General features: G+C 37.5%; 11 protein-coding genes. 2 read left to right on the top strand and 9 right to left on the bottom strand.

From position 1 onward, the window contains the following. Positions 1-9: 9 nt before the first annotated feature. From H5117_RS00500 to H5117_RS00485, 4 genes are all read right to left on the bottom strand, one after another. Positions 10-2241, bottom strand: coding sequence for an ATP-binding protein (locus tag H5117_RS00500; RefSeq protein WP_182735943.1), 2232 nt, complete (start codon positions 2239-2241; stop codon positions 10-12). Then, a complete protein-coding gene (locus H5117_RS00495) occupies positions 2228-3037 on the bottom strand; it encodes a phosphate/phosphite/phosphonate ABC transporter substrate-binding protein (RefSeq protein WP_024596275.1) in 810 nt (269 codons plus the stop codon). The genes H5117_RS00500 and H5117_RS00495 overlap by 14 nt, the downstream gene beginning before the upstream one ends. 87 nt (positions 3038-3124) lie before the next feature. Beyond that, positions 3125-3790: an START domain-containing protein gene (locus H5117_RS00490; protein ID WP_154903669.1), complete on the bottom strand. Its 666-nt coding sequence runs from the start codon at positions 3788-3790 to the stop codon at positions 3125-3127. Next, the gene (locus H5117_RS00485) at positions 3791-5314 is read right to left on the bottom strand and encodes a CYTH and CHAD domain-containing protein (RefSeq protein ID WP_024596277.1); all 1524 of its coding nucleotides are present in this window, start codon (positions 5312-5314) and stop codon (positions 3791-3793) included. A gap of 307 nt (positions 5315-5621) precedes the next feature. Here H5117_RS00485 and H5117_RS00480 point away from each other — a divergent pair, with 307 nt between their 5' ends. Beyond that, positions 5622-6227 carry a TIGR04211 family SH3 domain-containing protein gene (locus H5117_RS00480; protein WP_002958928.1) on the top strand — a complete coding sequence of 202 codons (606 nt, stop codon included), beginning with the start codon at positions 5622-5624 and terminating at the stop codon, positions 6225-6227. Positions 6228-6259: 32 nt separating this feature from the next. Here H5117_RS00480 and H5117_RS00475 read toward each other — a convergent pair whose 3' ends face one another. The 5 genes from H5117_RS00475 to H5117_RS00455 all read right to left on the bottom strand — a co-directional run bounded on the left by H5117_RS00475 (position 6260) and on the right by H5117_RS00455 (position 12216). Next, the gene (locus H5117_RS00475; RefSeq protein ID WP_024598984.1) at positions 6260-7321 is read right to left on the bottom strand and encodes a DUF21 domain-containing protein; all 1062 of its coding nucleotides are present in this window, start codon (positions 7319-7321) and stop codon (positions 6260-6262) included. A 55-nt stretch (positions 7322-7376) separates the two neighbouring features. Beyond that, positions 7377-8729 carry a magnesium transporter gene (locus H5117_RS00470; protein WP_182735942.1) on the bottom strand — a complete coding sequence of 451 codons (1353 nt, stop codon included), beginning with the start codon at positions 8727-8729 and terminating at the stop codon, positions 7377-7379. Positions 8730-9043: 314 nt separating this feature from the next. After that, positions 9044-9793: an RIO1 family regulatory kinase/ATPase gene (locus H5117_RS00465; protein WP_024596279.1), complete on the bottom strand. Its 750-nt coding sequence runs from the start codon at positions 9791-9793 to the stop codon at positions 9044-9046. A gap of 133 nt (positions 9794-9926) precedes the next feature. Continuing rightward, a complete protein-coding gene (locus H5117_RS00460) occupies positions 9927-10442 on the bottom strand; it encodes a MarR family winged helix-turn-helix transcriptional regulator (protein ID WP_231388420.1) in 516 nt (171 codons plus the stop codon). Between the two features lie 106 nt (positions 10443-10548). Then, positions 10549-12216, bottom strand: coding sequence for a methyl-accepting chemotaxis protein (locus H5117_RS00455; protein WP_182735941.1), 1668 nt, complete (start codon positions 12214-12216; stop codon positions 10549-10551). A 521-nt stretch (positions 12217-12737) separates the two neighbouring features. On the opposite strand from H5117_RS00455, the gene H5117_RS00450 reads away from it, so the two are divergent. Next, positions 12738-15443 (top strand): endo alpha-1,4 polygalactosaminidase, encoded by a 2706-nt coding sequence (locus H5117_RS00450; protein WP_182735940.1) that lies wholly within the window; start codon positions 12738-12740, stop codon positions 15441-15443. The last annotated feature ends 16 nt before the right edge of the window (positions 15444-15459 follow it).

Genomic DNA, 15459 nt, shown 5'->3' with positions numbered 1-15459 from the left:
AGCCATTTTTTATGTGCGTTTTTCATATCGTAAACAATAGCTTTTAAGTTGTGTGACTACATCGTTAAAGCACTCTTCCAGCTGCTGTATATAATCACCTTTAACTATTTCACTCTCTGCCTGTGTTTCTATCTGTTGGCATATATTTGCCAACTCAATAGCCCCCACAGACTTTGAAGACGACTTTAATGCATGAGCCTGAAAAGCTAAATCAACATAGTTTTTACTCTTAGCATACGCGTTAGCTAATTTAATTTGCTCCCCTGCTGTTTGTAAAAACGCATTAAATACCATGCAGTGCACAGTAGGATCATCACCAAGCATTGCTTTTAGTAGCGTAATATCTAATTGATCAAAACTATCTGAAGCTATATTTTCACCATCTGATTTTTCTGAACGTGTATTGACCATAGTTTGAGAATGCTCCATCAATAACGACTTTAATTTAACAAGCTCAATAGGCTTTGTTAAAAAGCCATTCATTCCACAACTATAGCAATTATCTATGTTGTTTTTGGTAATGTTGGCCGTAATTGCAATTATAATCAGTTCATCAAAATGAGTGTTTTCTCGTATTTTTTTGGCTAACCCTAACCCATCGAGTAAGGGCATTTGAATGTCGGTTAGTAAAATATCAAAGCGTTTATTTTGTATGGCCTCCCAAGCTTGCTCACCGTTACTTACAAAAGTAGAGCACACTCCAAGCATAGTTAATTGCTGTTTTAACACTTGCTGATTTGTAACTTGATCTTCTGCCACTAAAACCTCAAGCGTAGGAAGCGTTACCGCATTTAAGCTTTGCTGTGTTATTTGAGGGGCTTGCACTTGTGCTGGCAAGTCAGTTTGATCAAAACTGTTAAAGTTTAGCGTAAAACAAGAACCTTTGTGCTGCTCGCTTTGTGCGCTCAAAGACCCTTGCATACGCTCTACCAGCTGCTTAGTTATCACTAAACCAATACCGGTTCCATTTACTTTACTGGTTTCAGCGCCTAAACGGTCAAAAGGTTTAAATAAGCGAGAAATATCATCTGGAGCAAATCCACATCCGGTATCTATTACATCTATTTCGCATTGTTTATTACTTAACACCCGACAATTAATATTAATACTGCCATTTGGTTTGTTGTATTTAATCGCATTTGAAAGCAAGTTAAGCATCACTTGTTTAAAGCGGCGCTGATCAATATAAATACTCAACCCTTCTAAGGACTCAAAACCGTGAGTTTGCAGTGTTATTGATTGCCCTTTAATAAGCTCAGTGACAAGCTCTACTGACTCTTCTAATATGCTTTTAATAGGCACATAAGAAAAACTAAACTGCATATTACCCGACTCAATAGCTGTTAAATCAAGCACATCGTCTATGAGTAATAGTAAATGTTCTCCAGCTTGATAAATGCTTTTCGCGTTTTCTTTTTGTACTTTATTAGCATTCTCATCATATCCATACAGCTGGGCTAAGCCTAAAATTGCATTTAATGGAGTTCTTAATTCGTGGCTCATACTGGCCATAAAATCTGACTTTGCTTTACTTGCAGACTCAGCTTGAATTCGTAATGCATTTAATTTTTGATGGTTATTCGCAACCTCATCAACCATATTATTAAATGCATTTATTACACTGCCCACTTCATTTTGTTGTTGTTTATCTATATGGCAATCAAAGTCGCCTTTGGCTAAACGTGAAAACCCAAGTTTTAGCGTCCTCAAAGGCGATGTAACCCTGTAATCCACCAGCCAAGCTAAACCTATAAAAACGATAACTAAAATAATAAATTGTATATATATTAAGGTGTAATGAAGTTTTGAAGATTCGTTAATTTCATTCGTAAAATTAACAACCAAGCTAATATTAGCCAGCGGTTTGTCTAAAAATACCACCTGTTGAGATAACAGCATGTCGCCGTTTTCATTTGCTCCAACCCAATTCTCAAGCGGATACAATTGGTTTTTTGAATCAACGTCAACAATTTTAATACTTTTCCAATTAGGGCGAGTTTGAAGTTGACTGTCTATTTCTTCATATAGCTCTGCATATTGCCTAGTTAACAACGGAGTCGTTATAGAAGTCGATAACTGCGCTAAAGAACGCTGAGCAGCCTTTGAAAGGCCATCGTTTACCCAACGCGCTTGTTCAGGTAATGCGTAAAACATAAAAAGACATGCCATAAGCAAGCCACAAAGCAATACAACAATAAAGCTTTGCGCCCTTAAACTACGAAACCCTCTAATTTTCAACATAAAATGAGCGCAAGCCCCACTGAGTTAACTGCTGATACTCTGCTAAAGTTGCAATACTAGGTTTAATAATTGGGATACCTGCAAGTAAATGTTTATGCTCTGGGCTTTGCCCTATATCTAAAATAGCTTGTTGCACTTTTAACTGTATTGCAGGATCAACCCTTGGATGGGCTACAATTGGGTGGCGACTAATTTCACGCGTTTTATAAAGAATTTTGAGTTTATTTTGTAAGCTTTCTGGTTGTTGTTTAAATGTGCCCATTACACCACCGCCCGCCATTGTTGAGTGCAGTGCTACATTTAAATATACCGATGGATGAGTTTGGACATATACAGGCTTTATTGTTAGCCCGTATAACAATGCTAAATCAGCTCTCATTAATAATGACGCACCTAATGCGTTAGGTGCAGGGAATGCTATTTCAGCGCCCTCTAGTTGGCTTAAATTATCAATATCACTGTCTTTGTTTACGAGCAAAATACCTTGCAGCTTTCGCCCTGCATCTTTTATTAATGGTAAATATCCCTGTTTTTCGTATGCTACAACACTATGCCATGGGTTCATGTATGCAAAGTCGTACTCGCCATTAGCAAAGGCTTTTTCAAATACAGGAATAGACTCAACTGTAATTAGCTTTATTGTTATTCCCGTTTGCTTACTTACTTGCTTTAACAAAGGTTGCCAAATAGTATTTAGCTTTTGCGGCTCGTATTGCGGCACTACACCAAAGGTATATTCTTGAGCTAATAAGAATGAGCTGTGTATCAAACATAATATAGCCACTAAATACTTCATCAATTCTCCAAATAATAGCGTGTCATTATTGCTTAAGCGTAGTTAAAGACTACTCAACACACCATTAAATTATTATATATTCGATATTTAGCATTGACCTGCTTTGATTACAGGTAGTTTTGGAGTGTATTTTTTATCTGTGAGCATATGATGCAAGTTCATAAATGTGATGTAAGTACTTTTCAATCCGACCTTATTGCTTAGCCAAGTAGGTATTGCCCCATCAGGCAAAGCATATACTTGGTACTCAATATCAAGGCGGCCTTTGTCCTCACTCAGCAGCCAGCGTGCATTTAAAGTGGTAATTCTTATAACGCCATTGTTTTTGGGCTGCTTATTAGGGCGAGCCTTAATAAGCAATTGGCTTTTATTTGCAGTCAACTGTGAATAACAAGAATAAGTAATGCTATCTCTATCTCTAACAGGCCAAGGAGAATTAAAATAACTGTACACTAAATTTTCTGATGGGCTTATGTGCTTAATAACCTTTACCTGAGATATATTTTCGAGCCATTGGGGTGCGGCATCGGTATCACTAAGTAATTCTAAAAACTCATTGGTGGATACGCCTTTCACGCTCATCTGCGCTTTTACTTCAAAGGTATTATCACTGTGGCTTTGATAATACACACTTACGCCATTTTTGTTTTTATACAAATGCCATATGGGCTCAGCGTAAGTGTTAAAACTAACTAATAAAAAAATAACGAATAAACACTTTTGCAACTGAATTTTATTACAAAAGCGCATCATTTATTTTTGCCAGTAAGGTTCTATGTCAAGTGAAGCAAGGCGACTTTGCTCCATGGCACTGACCAAATATTCAGACTTTTGTTCAAGCCATGACTGGATTTTAGCAAGCTGTTCGTCCTCTTGCCCTGCACATAATTGCTTTAAATACTCAAGCGTACTTAATTCATAAATACCATGAGAAATATCAAGCCAAGGCAATCTAAACTCTAGGCGTTCTTCTTTATCAAATAACGATCCTAAACAGTTACCGCTCAGTAGGCTATTTTCAAGCTGAGTTCGTAGGTTTAAATACGAAGCGACATCGAGTGTTTGCTCCTTTGGAAGCAACTCGTGCAGGTTTTTCCAGTCTTTATTGAAAAGCCTATTGGCAATAGACGACACATTTTGCTCAGCCGCTTGAAGCTCTGCTTGCCCCCAGTCTTTACGCCATTGTTTATCGATTAACCAGGTAGTTAACGATAGTAATAAACGATTATAACGTGCGCTGTGAAACAGTGCATTTATATCGTCAATGCTTGGCTGTAACTCTTTTAAGTCTCCAATGACTTGAGCAAGTGCTGGCGCCGCATTAATTTTTTTATAAAAAGCATGGCGTTTAGACGTGTACGTTTTTAATTGAATCGCGTTTTCTACCCACGCTAATTCACTTAATAACCATTTAAGTTCGGTACGTAAGTGCTCTGTACTTTCTTTAGATACTATATCGTCGTATAGCCAAAAAGTATGGCGGATTAAACTGATGCCGTCAGTTACGCGTTTAAGTGTTTTTAAACTTGGCTTATCGAAATAGCATTGCTCGTGCTTTTGTACAAAGCGAATGCCAAAGTTCATGGCTTCAACTAAAGCACGCTCTTGAGTAGTCGACTTTGGTAATTGTACAAAACCAATAGATTTGCTTGGCATTAAAGGTTTTTCATCAGCAAGTCGATAACCACGCGCGGCCTTAGAATACAAACCTAAGCGTATGCAGTTTTGGCTAACTAGTATATCTGCAAATGCAAACAGCTCATTACGACTGCCCTCAACTAGCTCAATTTCTAGCTCGCTAATAATTTCAATTTTACCCGAAGCCGCAATTTCACCTTTATCGAGTACGACTTCAATTTTAGCGCCACTTTCGGTTTCAATTAACCAAGTACGACGAATGAAGTTAGTACTAAATATTGGATACAAGTTTTTTGAGATGGCGCTTATTTGCATGCCATGAGGCCAAATATCAGCATCAAACGCCATTAAATTAGGGCGGCTTGATTCAATTGGTAAATTGTACTCTGGACGTTGGTGTAAACCACCTACCACTTCACCTGCAAGCTTTATAGTTTGCTCGCATTCGCTGTCAGAACAACGCGTTCGAAAGCCTATATCAAGCGCTCTAAGCTCTCTGCTTGGCGTATCGTAGTATGCATTTTGTAAGCTGCGAGACGGTTTATTCTTCACCGTTTTTGCAAATTGAGTAATTAACGAGGGGATCAGTGGAATAACGGCATCTGATACCAAAAATTTCAGTTCTATCTCAGTATCCATTCGGTTTGCGGATTACCTTTAAAATAAATAAGTGCTCAAAATAAACAAAGCGCCTTAACAATGCAAATTTTTTAACCTTATTTTAGGGCTTGATGACCTTTGCGGATTAAAATTCGTTCTATCTAGGAGCAATTTAATCACAGCGTGAGGCTTGTAACCTAGTGGACTCGATAACTACTCCTGCGTTACCGTACTGGGTTACAATATCAGTCTTGCTATTGATCTATTTAATCCATACTATCTAACTACTTATGTGAAATAAAAATCACGTTCATAACGGACGCAGTTAGATCAACAAGGTAGATAAATGCTAAAACATTGTTTATTAGGGCTACTTTTAACAGCCACCACATTCATGAGTTATGCACAAGAAGCACAACCTGCAAATTCAACGAATGCAAACACCGCTTATATTATCGATAATCTATACACTTTTATGCGCTCTGGGGCGAGTAAAAATTATCGACTACTCGGCTCTGTAGATGCTGGAACAAAGTTAACCTTGTTATCAAATGAAGAAAACGGCTTTATAAAAATTAAAGATGATAAAGACCGCGAAGGCTGGATAGAAACTAAGTTTATTACTAAAACAGCGGGCTTACACCAACAGTACAAAACACTAAGTAGCGAAATGAGCACTATGCAAGAAAAGCTACGCCAAGCTCAAATAGAACTTCCACAGCTACAAGAACAAAACCAAACTTTAACAGATCAAAATCTGCAGTTATCTGCTCAAATTACTAAGCTTAAAACAACGCTAGAGCAAGAGCGCACTCAAAAAGAAGCTGCTAGCTCAAAAGAGAAACGCCAGCTACTTACTTACGGTGGTGCTATTGCGTTTTTAGGCCTGTTTTTAGGTATTATATTAACGATAGTGCTGTCACGTCGTAAGCGCTACGAAGGTTGGGCGTAAAGCTCCATCCAACTAAATACAAAAAAGCCGCTTTACAGCGGCTTTTTATTCTCTGTATTTTCATGCAGTTCGAGTTTTGGTGCACTCATACCTTTGAGCAACCGACCAAATATATCAGCGCCGGTAATAATGCGTTTCACATCGCTCCACACTAATACCACATCGTGATCAATGGCCCCATCAAACGATTTATCTAAAGAATGATTAGCCCGTATTTTTAAAATCACTTCACTTAAACGCATCGCTTCATCAGCAACAATTATAGGTCTGTGACAATAGTGATAAGGGTCAAACGTATCTGGCTCAAATAACGCTGATCTTAAAAAGCCGTCAGCATCTACCACTAATAAAGGCCAACCGTCTTCATTGGTAATGATCACCCAGTTATAACCTGACTTATGTAGTTTGCGTAAAAACTCATTATCAGTTGTTAATGTAAGGTCTGGGAAAATAGGCAAATCAAGCTTAGTAGGCAAAGCAATAATCGAGTCTGGATCAATTACCTCACCCTCTTTGGTTACGCTTATTTCATCTAAGCTAAAAAAGTTAAGCGCGCCTATTCCCTCAACGTGTTGAACATCAGCTTCTTCAGCCTCTATGTGTTTGCGAATAATACCCCTGAGCTCACTTTCAGCAAAGTACGTAATCCCCTCTTTACCTAACCATGCATCGAGAATTAAAGCAGTTGGCTTAGCAACTATATAAAACAGAATCTGATAAAACTTAATTAACGGCGAAAGTAGGCTCGCCATTTTTAACGCATTACGCGAAAAATAAGCCTGTGGTGTTATTTCACCAATAATAGTAATTGCGATAGTTGAGAATAAAAACGAACTTGCGCCCATTAATACCGAATCAGAAAGTAGTGTAAGTAGTACGTTAATACCTACGTTACCCCACAAAATAGTCGACAATAAAAAGTTAGAGTCGTTTCGAAGGGCCATGACTTTTATGGCCGCCTCGTTCCCTTTTGCACTTTCCATTTCAAGCTGAAGCCTACTTAGTGAAAAAAACGCTAAGTTTAAGCCCGAAAATATTGCCGATTGTGAAATACACAAAGCAATTGCACACCAAATCATGACTTCAAAGGTCATTGTATTTTCCTGTTAGTAATACCAATTCACTTAATTAAGCGAATTGGTATAAGGCTTATAAAAGCAATAAACTGCCTAAACCTAAAAAGGTAACAAACCCAACAATATCGGTAACGGTAGTTAAAATTACCGAACCAGATAACGCAGGATCAATTTTCATTTTGTCTAAAATAGACGGAATAACAACACCTGCTAGTGACGCGGCCACTAAATTCAATAATATGGCTACCGTAATCGTAATACTAAGCATTAAGTCGTTAAACCATAAAAAGGTAAGTAGGCCGATTACAAACGCCCATACCAAGCCATTTACAGCGCCAACACGCAGCTCTTTTTTAAGCAACGCATTACGGTTTGAATCTGTAACCTGTCCAAGCGCTAAACCTCGCACAATAACGGTTAATGTTTGACTACCTGCAATTCCCCCCATAGAAGCGACCACTGGCATTAATACCGCTAGTGCTACAACTTGTTCTATCGTTGCGCCAAATAAACCGATAAACCACGACGCTAAAAAGGCAGTAGCTAAATTAATACCTAACCATATGCCACGGTTTTTAGCACTTTTTCGCACACTTGCGAACAGGTCTTCGTCTTCACGTAAACCACCGGCTTTAGCGGCTGCTTCATCAGCAATTTCTTGTCGTAATTCATAAGCAGAGGCAATGGTTAATCGCCCAAGTAATTTGTTATCAGCATTAACCACTGGCAGTGCCATTTTTTCACTGTGGATCACCACTTCTGCCGCTTCATATAAATCATCATCAGCATGGAGCGATGAAAAGTCATGATTTGCCAATGTTATTAAATTATCGGTGTCGCTGGCTTTTATTAAATCATTTACCGCAACCTCACCTATTAAACTACCCTTGCGGCTTACTAAATAAATAACTTCACTGTATTGCGGTAAACCTTTATGTAGCAATTTTTTAGCACCACCGGCTGTTAGCTTCTCCGATACTTTTAAAAAGTCAAAACCTAACCAGTGACCTAATTGCTCTGGCGGGTATTGCTGCGCTAAATCATATTGTTTGGTTTGCGCTTCATCGAGTTGCTTTTTTGCATACTCAACAAATCGCTCTGGTATAACTTCTTCAAGTTCCAGTAGCTCTTCTACATTAACTTCATCAAGAAGTTTAAAAGCCTCATTGTCTTCTAGCGTTTGTAGCAACCACAAACAACTATCTTCACTTAAATTAACAAAAATTTCGTGTTGCGTGTCTTCATCAAGCAACTGCCAAATTTCAAGTCGTTGTTCTTTTGGTATCGCCTCAAAAAGTAATGACAGGTGCTCTGTTGAAAGCGTTAACTGCGCATCTGCTAATAATTTATTTTTGCGTTCTGTTGTATCGCATTGCAATAAATCATTTATGAGCTGTGGAAGTTGGTCTACCGGATACTCAATCATCTTAAAACCTTAAAATTTAAAAGCGCACATTATTTATAGTCTACTTGAACAATAAAAAATTGCAGAAAAAACGTGAACTTATTAAGTATGCGCAAGCTATTTTTGCGCATTGTATGGGCAAACTAAATGCAGTACTAATATTTATTTAAAAAAATTAAAAAAACAGTAAAAGGAATTATTTTTGAGGGATTAAACAACAAGTAAACAAACTAAAGGGATTACTTATAATAAAAAAAATCCCATATTAGCTAGGCTAATATGGGCAAAATCACACAATGAATTAGGTGTTTTTAAATTACGGTTTATGCTTTAAGTTAAAGTCTATCAGTAATATTTCGTACTAAGTCAGAATCTACAAATTGAGTAATAAGTGCAGTGCCCCACGCATAGCCACGCTGTATTGGGTAACCTTTAAAAATCCAGCGTTTACGCACGTGATTAAAGCGCTCTAAATAGTCTTGCTTTTTTTGTGGCAGAGGCTGCTCACCCAATTTATTCCATGCTTTATATACGCCTGACATGTCAGATCCTCGCATAAAGCGTTGCAACCAACGTGGAAAACGAGAAAAGCTAATAGTGGACTGAAAATCAATAAAATAAGGTTTACCGTCTGCGCCGCATAAAATATTACCCATATTACGCAAGTCTAAATGCACGATGCCTTTGCGATGCATTTTTGCTACTTGACGCTCAAGCTCACTAAAAAAGTTAACAGGTAGTGTTTTGTCTTCATGAATTAAAGCGCGCAGTGGCGTGCCTTCAATATAGTTATAAGCAACCGCTATCGGCGACAATCTACAAAAGCGGTTAGCAACTGCGTCAAGCTCAGCTAAACGGCTTAACCCCTTGTACTCTTGATTTACCGACATTCGTGCAAATGTTTTGCGGATAAACCACGGGCTTTGGCTAAAATCTTTAACAATTAAATCAAATTCATTATCTTTATATCGATACACAATCGCGTTAGCAAAACGTCCCTTATGGACAACACTTAAGTGATGTTGCATAAAAGTATGTTCTGGAAATTGCTGTTGTAATTGTACTAACAAATTATTTTCAATCATAACAAACCTAACAAGATGATAACTTTAATTGCCTAGGCAACTATATTATCAAAGTTAGATTCTGCGCACAATCAGATCAACTAATTAGCACGCTAACTTTCTATTGAAACAGTATCGCTATTTTATTGATAATCTACTTTTGGGGGGAGTCTGGCAGTGAATCAAGATTATTTATAGCTTTGAATAGTAAGTCGATTATTTGGTTTTTTTCTGGCTCCGAAAAACCACTTAATGCTTGCGCATAGACTTCGTTCACTACAGGCATAATTTCAGGACAAAGAGCTTTACCTTTTTCACTTAAACACAAAATAGTTGAGCGCTTATCAAGCTCACATTGCGTTTTAATAATGAGTCCTTTTTCTTCAAGTCGGTTTAGTAAGCGGCTCATAGCGCCACGATCATAAACCATATACTCGCAAAGTCCTGCAAGCGTATTAACCGACTCTCTCGCAAGTAGTACAACCACAATATATTGCGCAGAAGTTAAGTCCATAGGAAGTAACTTGGCATCAACATGAATGGCTAATCTCGAACGTAAAAAAGAGACTAAACGCCCCAAATCTTGCTCTGGCGCTAACTCTTCTCGAGTACAACGTTTAATTGATGGCATGTTTTGCATGGTTATTCCACTGTATAAGTATATTTGCATGCTGATAGACCTTAACGCATACAAAAAATTCAATAATTTTTATAAAAAATCGCCCACAAAAATAAAGCCGCTATTAGCGGCTTTTAGTGTAGGGCTTTAAGCTTTGTTAAATTTTAAATTGGCCAACTAAGTGTCCTAAGCTTTCACCACGCCCAGCTAAATGCTGACCAACTGAAGAGGTGGTTTTACTTGAAATAGTTAGCTCATTAACTATTTCTTGAATAGCAAATACATTACGGTTTATTTCTTCTGTAACGCTACTTTGCTCCAGCGCCGCTGTCGCAATTTGTGTGCTCATGTCGTTAATTGATCTAACTGAGCTTGTTACAGCGCCTAAACTTTCTGAAATAGCACGAGAGGATTCAACAGAGCGATTACAACTACTTTGGCTTGCTTGCATTGCTGCAACTGCATCTGATACTAAATTATGTAGCTCACTCAACATTTCACTAATCTCTAGTGTGCTAACTTGAGTACGACTTGCTAGGCTTCTTACTTCATCGGCTACAACTGCAAACCCTCTGCCTTGCTCACCTGCTCGCGCAGCTTCTATTGCAGCATTGAGTGCAAGTAAGTTTGTTTGCTCGGCAATTCCACCAATTACGCTTAGTACACTATTAATCTTTTTAGATTGATCACTGAGTGAATCAACCTGTTCAGCGGCTAGGTTTATCTCGCCCATTAGATTGGACACCTCACTGAGTGAAATATCAACACACTCTTGAGCTTTAGCAACTTCTTGCATTGCCGCTTGAGTTGACTCTGCCACTTGGTTTGTATTTTGAGCCACCTCATGAGAAGTAGCCGACATTTCGGTAATAGCCGTCGCAACAAGATCTGTTTCATGATTGTGATTAAGTAACTTGTCTTCAATTAATCGTGTTTGTGTATTTATGTCACCAGAAGCTGTTTTTACATCGTGTGTTACATCAACCACATTAGCAATAATGCCATGTAGCTTACTTACAAACATATTAAATGCTTCGCCAAGTTGGCCTATTTCATCGTTAGTATCAATGTCTAGACGCTTGGTTAAGTCGCCCTCACCTTTTGCAATATCGTCAAGGCTTTGCGCCATGCGCTGTATTGGTTTTACCATTGTATTTGCGGCAACTAACGCACATATAATTGTTAAAACAACCCAAAATAAAGCAATTAATAATAAGGTCATTACCTTATCATTCATGTGCTTTTGCATTGCTGTTTGGTATTTAAGTAGCTCTGCGTCTATATCATCCATATATGCGCCAGTACCAATCATCCAGTTTGTGCCTGGTATCATTGCTGCATAGCCCATCTTTTCAACTAAGCCTGTGGTATTTGGTTTTTGAAAATGATAGTTAAAAGCGCCACCGCCTTTTCTAGCTTGCTCTAATAAGCCCACTATTATTTTTTTACCGTTAGGGTCAGTCATCCCTATTTTGTTTTGCCCTTCAATAGCATCACCTAGTAATGCATGAAAAACACTAATGCCATTGGTGTCGTATATAAAAAAGTAACCACCTTGGCCAAATGTTAAGTCTCTTAAAGCGTTTTTAGCATCTTGCTCAGAGCCATTTGCTAATTGATAGCGAACAATTTTGCTAGCAATTTCAATTTCGGTACTTAGTAACGTTTGCTTGTCACTTATTAACTTAGTTTGAAATGCTTCAAAATTTTGTTGCTGATTTTTATTCTCTAAATAATAAGAACTCAGCATTAAGCTGATTAAAAGTAGCATTAGCGGTAAAATAGCTAGTAACAGCAATTTGTTTTTCAAGCTTAAATTACTCATTTTTTCTCCGAGGTGAATAAAGGTGTGTGTGCAGCAACAACTAAAATCTAGCAAAACGAATATAGTTTGCAGATTTACTTATTTGCCCAAAATAACTTCGCTCATTTATATCGCTTTAAACTTATATTAAGAAAAGCATAGGTAAAATTAGGTAGGACCAAGTTAGTTAGAAGTCAGCTTAGCCATATTATAATCCCAACTCGGCATTTTAGACACCAATAACGCAGAGACCTTAGTCTTAATAAAAATAATTCATCCAACGTTTATCCATTATTTAAAACACTCTCTATAAATAATATCCACGTAGCCTTACTGCTTTTATTTAAGTCAATTAGTTTTAATTGCAGCGAGTTAGATTATTTGTAAGCGAGTATAAACATTGACCTCAAGGTTAAATTAATATGTAGAGATTAATTTTTTATTAACATATAATAACCCTATCTTCCTAGTACCAAATAACCAGATAGATTGAAACATATTGTTTTGAGCCACTGTTATGAATTAATAAAAATGAATTACTAATGAAATATATTTTATATCTTGTGCTTTTAATCTCTAGTCAAGTATTTGCAAAGCCTGTAAATAATAGTATTGCATTTTACTATTCATACCCTATGCCTCTAGCCGAAATGACCTTTTATTCACGCGTTGTAGTTCAGCCAGAACACGTCACTGAGCACGAACTTAATTGGTTGAAACAACGTAATATTGCTGTTTATGCTTATTTAAGTGTTGGCGAGTCCTTTAATAAAAATAAGTCATCACTTAGTATAAACCCCAACTGGGATAGTCATATTGCCGATTTAGCATCAGCACATTGGCAACAACATATTCAAAGGAGCGCTGAGACATTAAAAGCACGTGGTTTTAGCGGCTTATTTTTAGATACTCTAGACAGCTATCAACTTTTAGATGACAAGCACAGTAAACCCGAACAACAAGCTGGATTAGTCACCATAATAAGTTCACTCTCTGAGACTTTTGATAAGCACCTTATCCTCAACCGGGGCTTTGAGCTATTGCCTAAACTCGCTAATTTAGCCAATGATTTAGTGGCGGAAGGTTTATATAGCCATTACAACCCAAACGACAATAGCTATAAACTGACTAACAAAAACGACCAAAATTGGCTAAGCGCACAATTAAAAAAAGCACAAAACTTAGGCCTCAACGTCCAAATTATTGATTATGCAAAGCCCGATAACCGCCTCGCTATGGCACAAAAGATTATAGACGCAGGTTTTAATCCATGGGTGACAGATGGCCACTTGCAAACATGGGGTACATCATCAATAAAACCGGTGCCTAGGCGAATATTAATTCCTTATAATAGCGATATTTCACCATTAGTTAAAAAATCTGTTCATTCAAAGCTTGCTACAATCATAGAATACTTAGGGTATATTCCTGATTATGTAGATGTAGCTAAAGAAAGCTTACCTAGAATAGATCCGAGTTTACATGCCGGCATTATTTCTTGGACTACTAGTAATATATTTTATAGTACTGAGATTATTAAATGGCTAGAAGAAGGTTTAGAAATAGTACCGGAACTAATATTAGGGGAATTACCTCAATCAAATAAATTACTGATTAGTTTAGGCGTAGAAAATATAAATAATGCGCAACCTGGCCCTTATGAAGTTAAATACTTTGCCGATTGGCTAAAAGGTGAAACGACAAAAGCACCTGTAATAATCCGACCAAACTTCCTTAAATTAACCTCAGACGCCACAGCGTTAATTAGCATTACTTCAGCAAACGGCAGAACACTAGCGCAAGGAAGTAAGACTAAACTGGGTGGCATAATAGTAGCCCCTTGGCTAATTGATAATTTACCACTGGAAGGCAGTAAATGGGTGATCGACCCTAAGAAATTGTTAAAGAAAGTACTAAATTTACCCACAATATTAGCTCCTGATACAACGACTCTAAGCGGAAGGCGTATGTTAACTTTGCATATAGATGGCGATGGATTTAGTAGCATTGCGCACTTCAAAGGTAAGCCATACAACTCAGAAGTAATTCGCGATGAAATAATAAAAAGGTACAAATTGCCATTAACCTCCTCCATAATACAAGCAGACATAGAGCCTAACGGCTTACATTCAAAACAAAGTAAAGAACTTGAGCAAGTTGCAAGAGATATATTTGAACTACCTTATGTAGAGGTTGCATCGCACACATATAGCCACCCTTACTTTTGGAAAGTGCTATCAGGGATACAAAACATAGATGAAGATGATACGAAATACGGACTTAATTTAAATATTCCTGGGTATCTCTCTGTCGATTTAGAAAAAGAAATTTCAGGGTCAATTCAATATATTAATGAACGACTGACGCCAAAGAATAAAAAAACAGTATTAATTCTATGGTCAGGCGATGCGGTTCCAGGACCAAAGGCTTTAGCCATAGCAAGAAAAGCTGGCGTGCTCAACGTGAATGGTGGTAATACTTCAGTAAAAGCTGATAACCCAACTCTTACAAATGTATCGCCAATTGGACGACCTGAAGGTGACTTGTTATACCAAATTTATGCACCCATTATTAACGAGAACGTATACACCAACTTGTGGCATGGCCCTTATTATGGTTTTAAGCGCCTAATCGAAACATTTGAAATTACAGAAAAACCATACAGATTAAAACCCTATAGTATTTACTTTCATTTTTATTCTGGTGAACTACCTGCTGGACTTGATGCCCTGAAATATAATATAGACTACGTACTTGCAAGACCGAATACGCCAGTACATTTAAGCCAGTATGCAAAAATAGCTAAAGACTTTTATTTTTCAGCTCTTGCTAAAAACAGCAATAACGAATGGGTTTTTAGCTCTCAAAGTATTCGAACATTACGTATTCCCAATGATTTTGATGTTCCTAATGTAGCTCAAAGTTCAGGAATATCCGGCGTCACTCAAAAGGGTGATTACATTCATATAACTGATGATTTAGCAAAGCTTAGCTTTGATCACAGCCAAGAAAACAATGTACCGTATTTAGCTTCAGCTAATGTCTCCATGGATAATTGGCAAGTGAATGGAGCTGTCAGTTTTAAAGCCTGGGTGCCTGCTAAAATTGATTTAGTTAATGGGCGTTCTTGTGAGTTTGTTTCTAATGATGGAAAGCGCTTTAAAGGTAAATCAAATGCTGATATCACACAGTTTAGTCTGCCAAAAGGTCAATTCTACGGTTACTTAAAATGTAAAAGAGCTGCTTGATGGTGAGTAATAAAAA

Origin of the sequence: Pseudoalteromonas sp. SG45-1, from assembly GCF_014164135.1 — a bacterium.
In the GTDB taxonomy this organism is placed as follows: Bacteria; Pseudomonadota; Gammaproteobacteria; order Enterobacterales; family Alteromonadaceae; genus Pseudoalteromonas; species Pseudoalteromonas distincta.
The sequence above is the reverse complement of the archived record's forward strand: the minus strand, read 5'-3'. Positions and strand labels throughout refer to the sequence as shown.

Bases quoted from the DNA above. Each gene is read 5' to 3' on its own strand.
- H5117_RS00485 (WP_024596277.1), bottom strand. From the start codon at position 5,314: ATGGATACTGAGATAGAACTGAAATTTTTGGTATCAGATGCCGTTATT.
- H5117_RS00495 (WP_024596275.1), bottom strand. From the start codon at position 3,037: ATGAAGTATTTAGTGGCTATATTATGTTTGATACACAGCTCATTCTTA.
- H5117_RS00465 (WP_024596279.1), bottom strand. From the start codon at position 9,793: ATGATTGAAAATAATTTGTTAGTACAATTACAACAGCAATTTCCAGAA.
- H5117_RS00480 (WP_002958928.1), top strand. From the start codon at position 5,622: ATGCTAAAACATTGTTTATTAGGGCTACTTTTAACAGCCACCACATTC.
- H5117_RS00470 (WP_182735942.1), bottom strand. From the start codon at position 8,729: ATGATTGAGTATCCGGTAGACCAACTTCCACAGCTCATAAATGATTTA.
- H5117_RS00475 (WP_024598984.1), bottom strand. From the start codon at position 7,321: ATGACCTTTGAAGTCATGATTTGGTGTGCAATTGCTTTGTGTATTTCA.
- H5117_RS00450 (WP_182735940.1), top strand. From the start codon at position 12,738: ATGAAATATATTTTATATCTTGTGCTTTTAATCTCTAGTCAAGTATTT.
- H5117_RS00460 (WP_231388420.1), bottom strand. From the start codon at position 10,442: ATGCAAATATACTTATACAGTGGAATAACCATGCAAAACATGCCATCA.
- H5117_RS00455 (WP_182735941.1), bottom strand. From the start codon at position 12,216: ATGAGTAATTTAAGCTTGAAAAACAAATTGCTGTTACTAGCTATTTTA.
- H5117_RS00500 (WP_182735943.1), bottom strand. From the start codon at position 2,241: ATGTTGAAAATTAGAGGGTTTCGTAGTTTAAGGGCGCAAAGCTTTATT.
- H5117_RS00490 (WP_154903669.1), bottom strand. From the start codon at position 3,790: ATGATGCGCTTTTGTAATAAAATTCAGTTGCAAAAGTGTTTATTCGTT.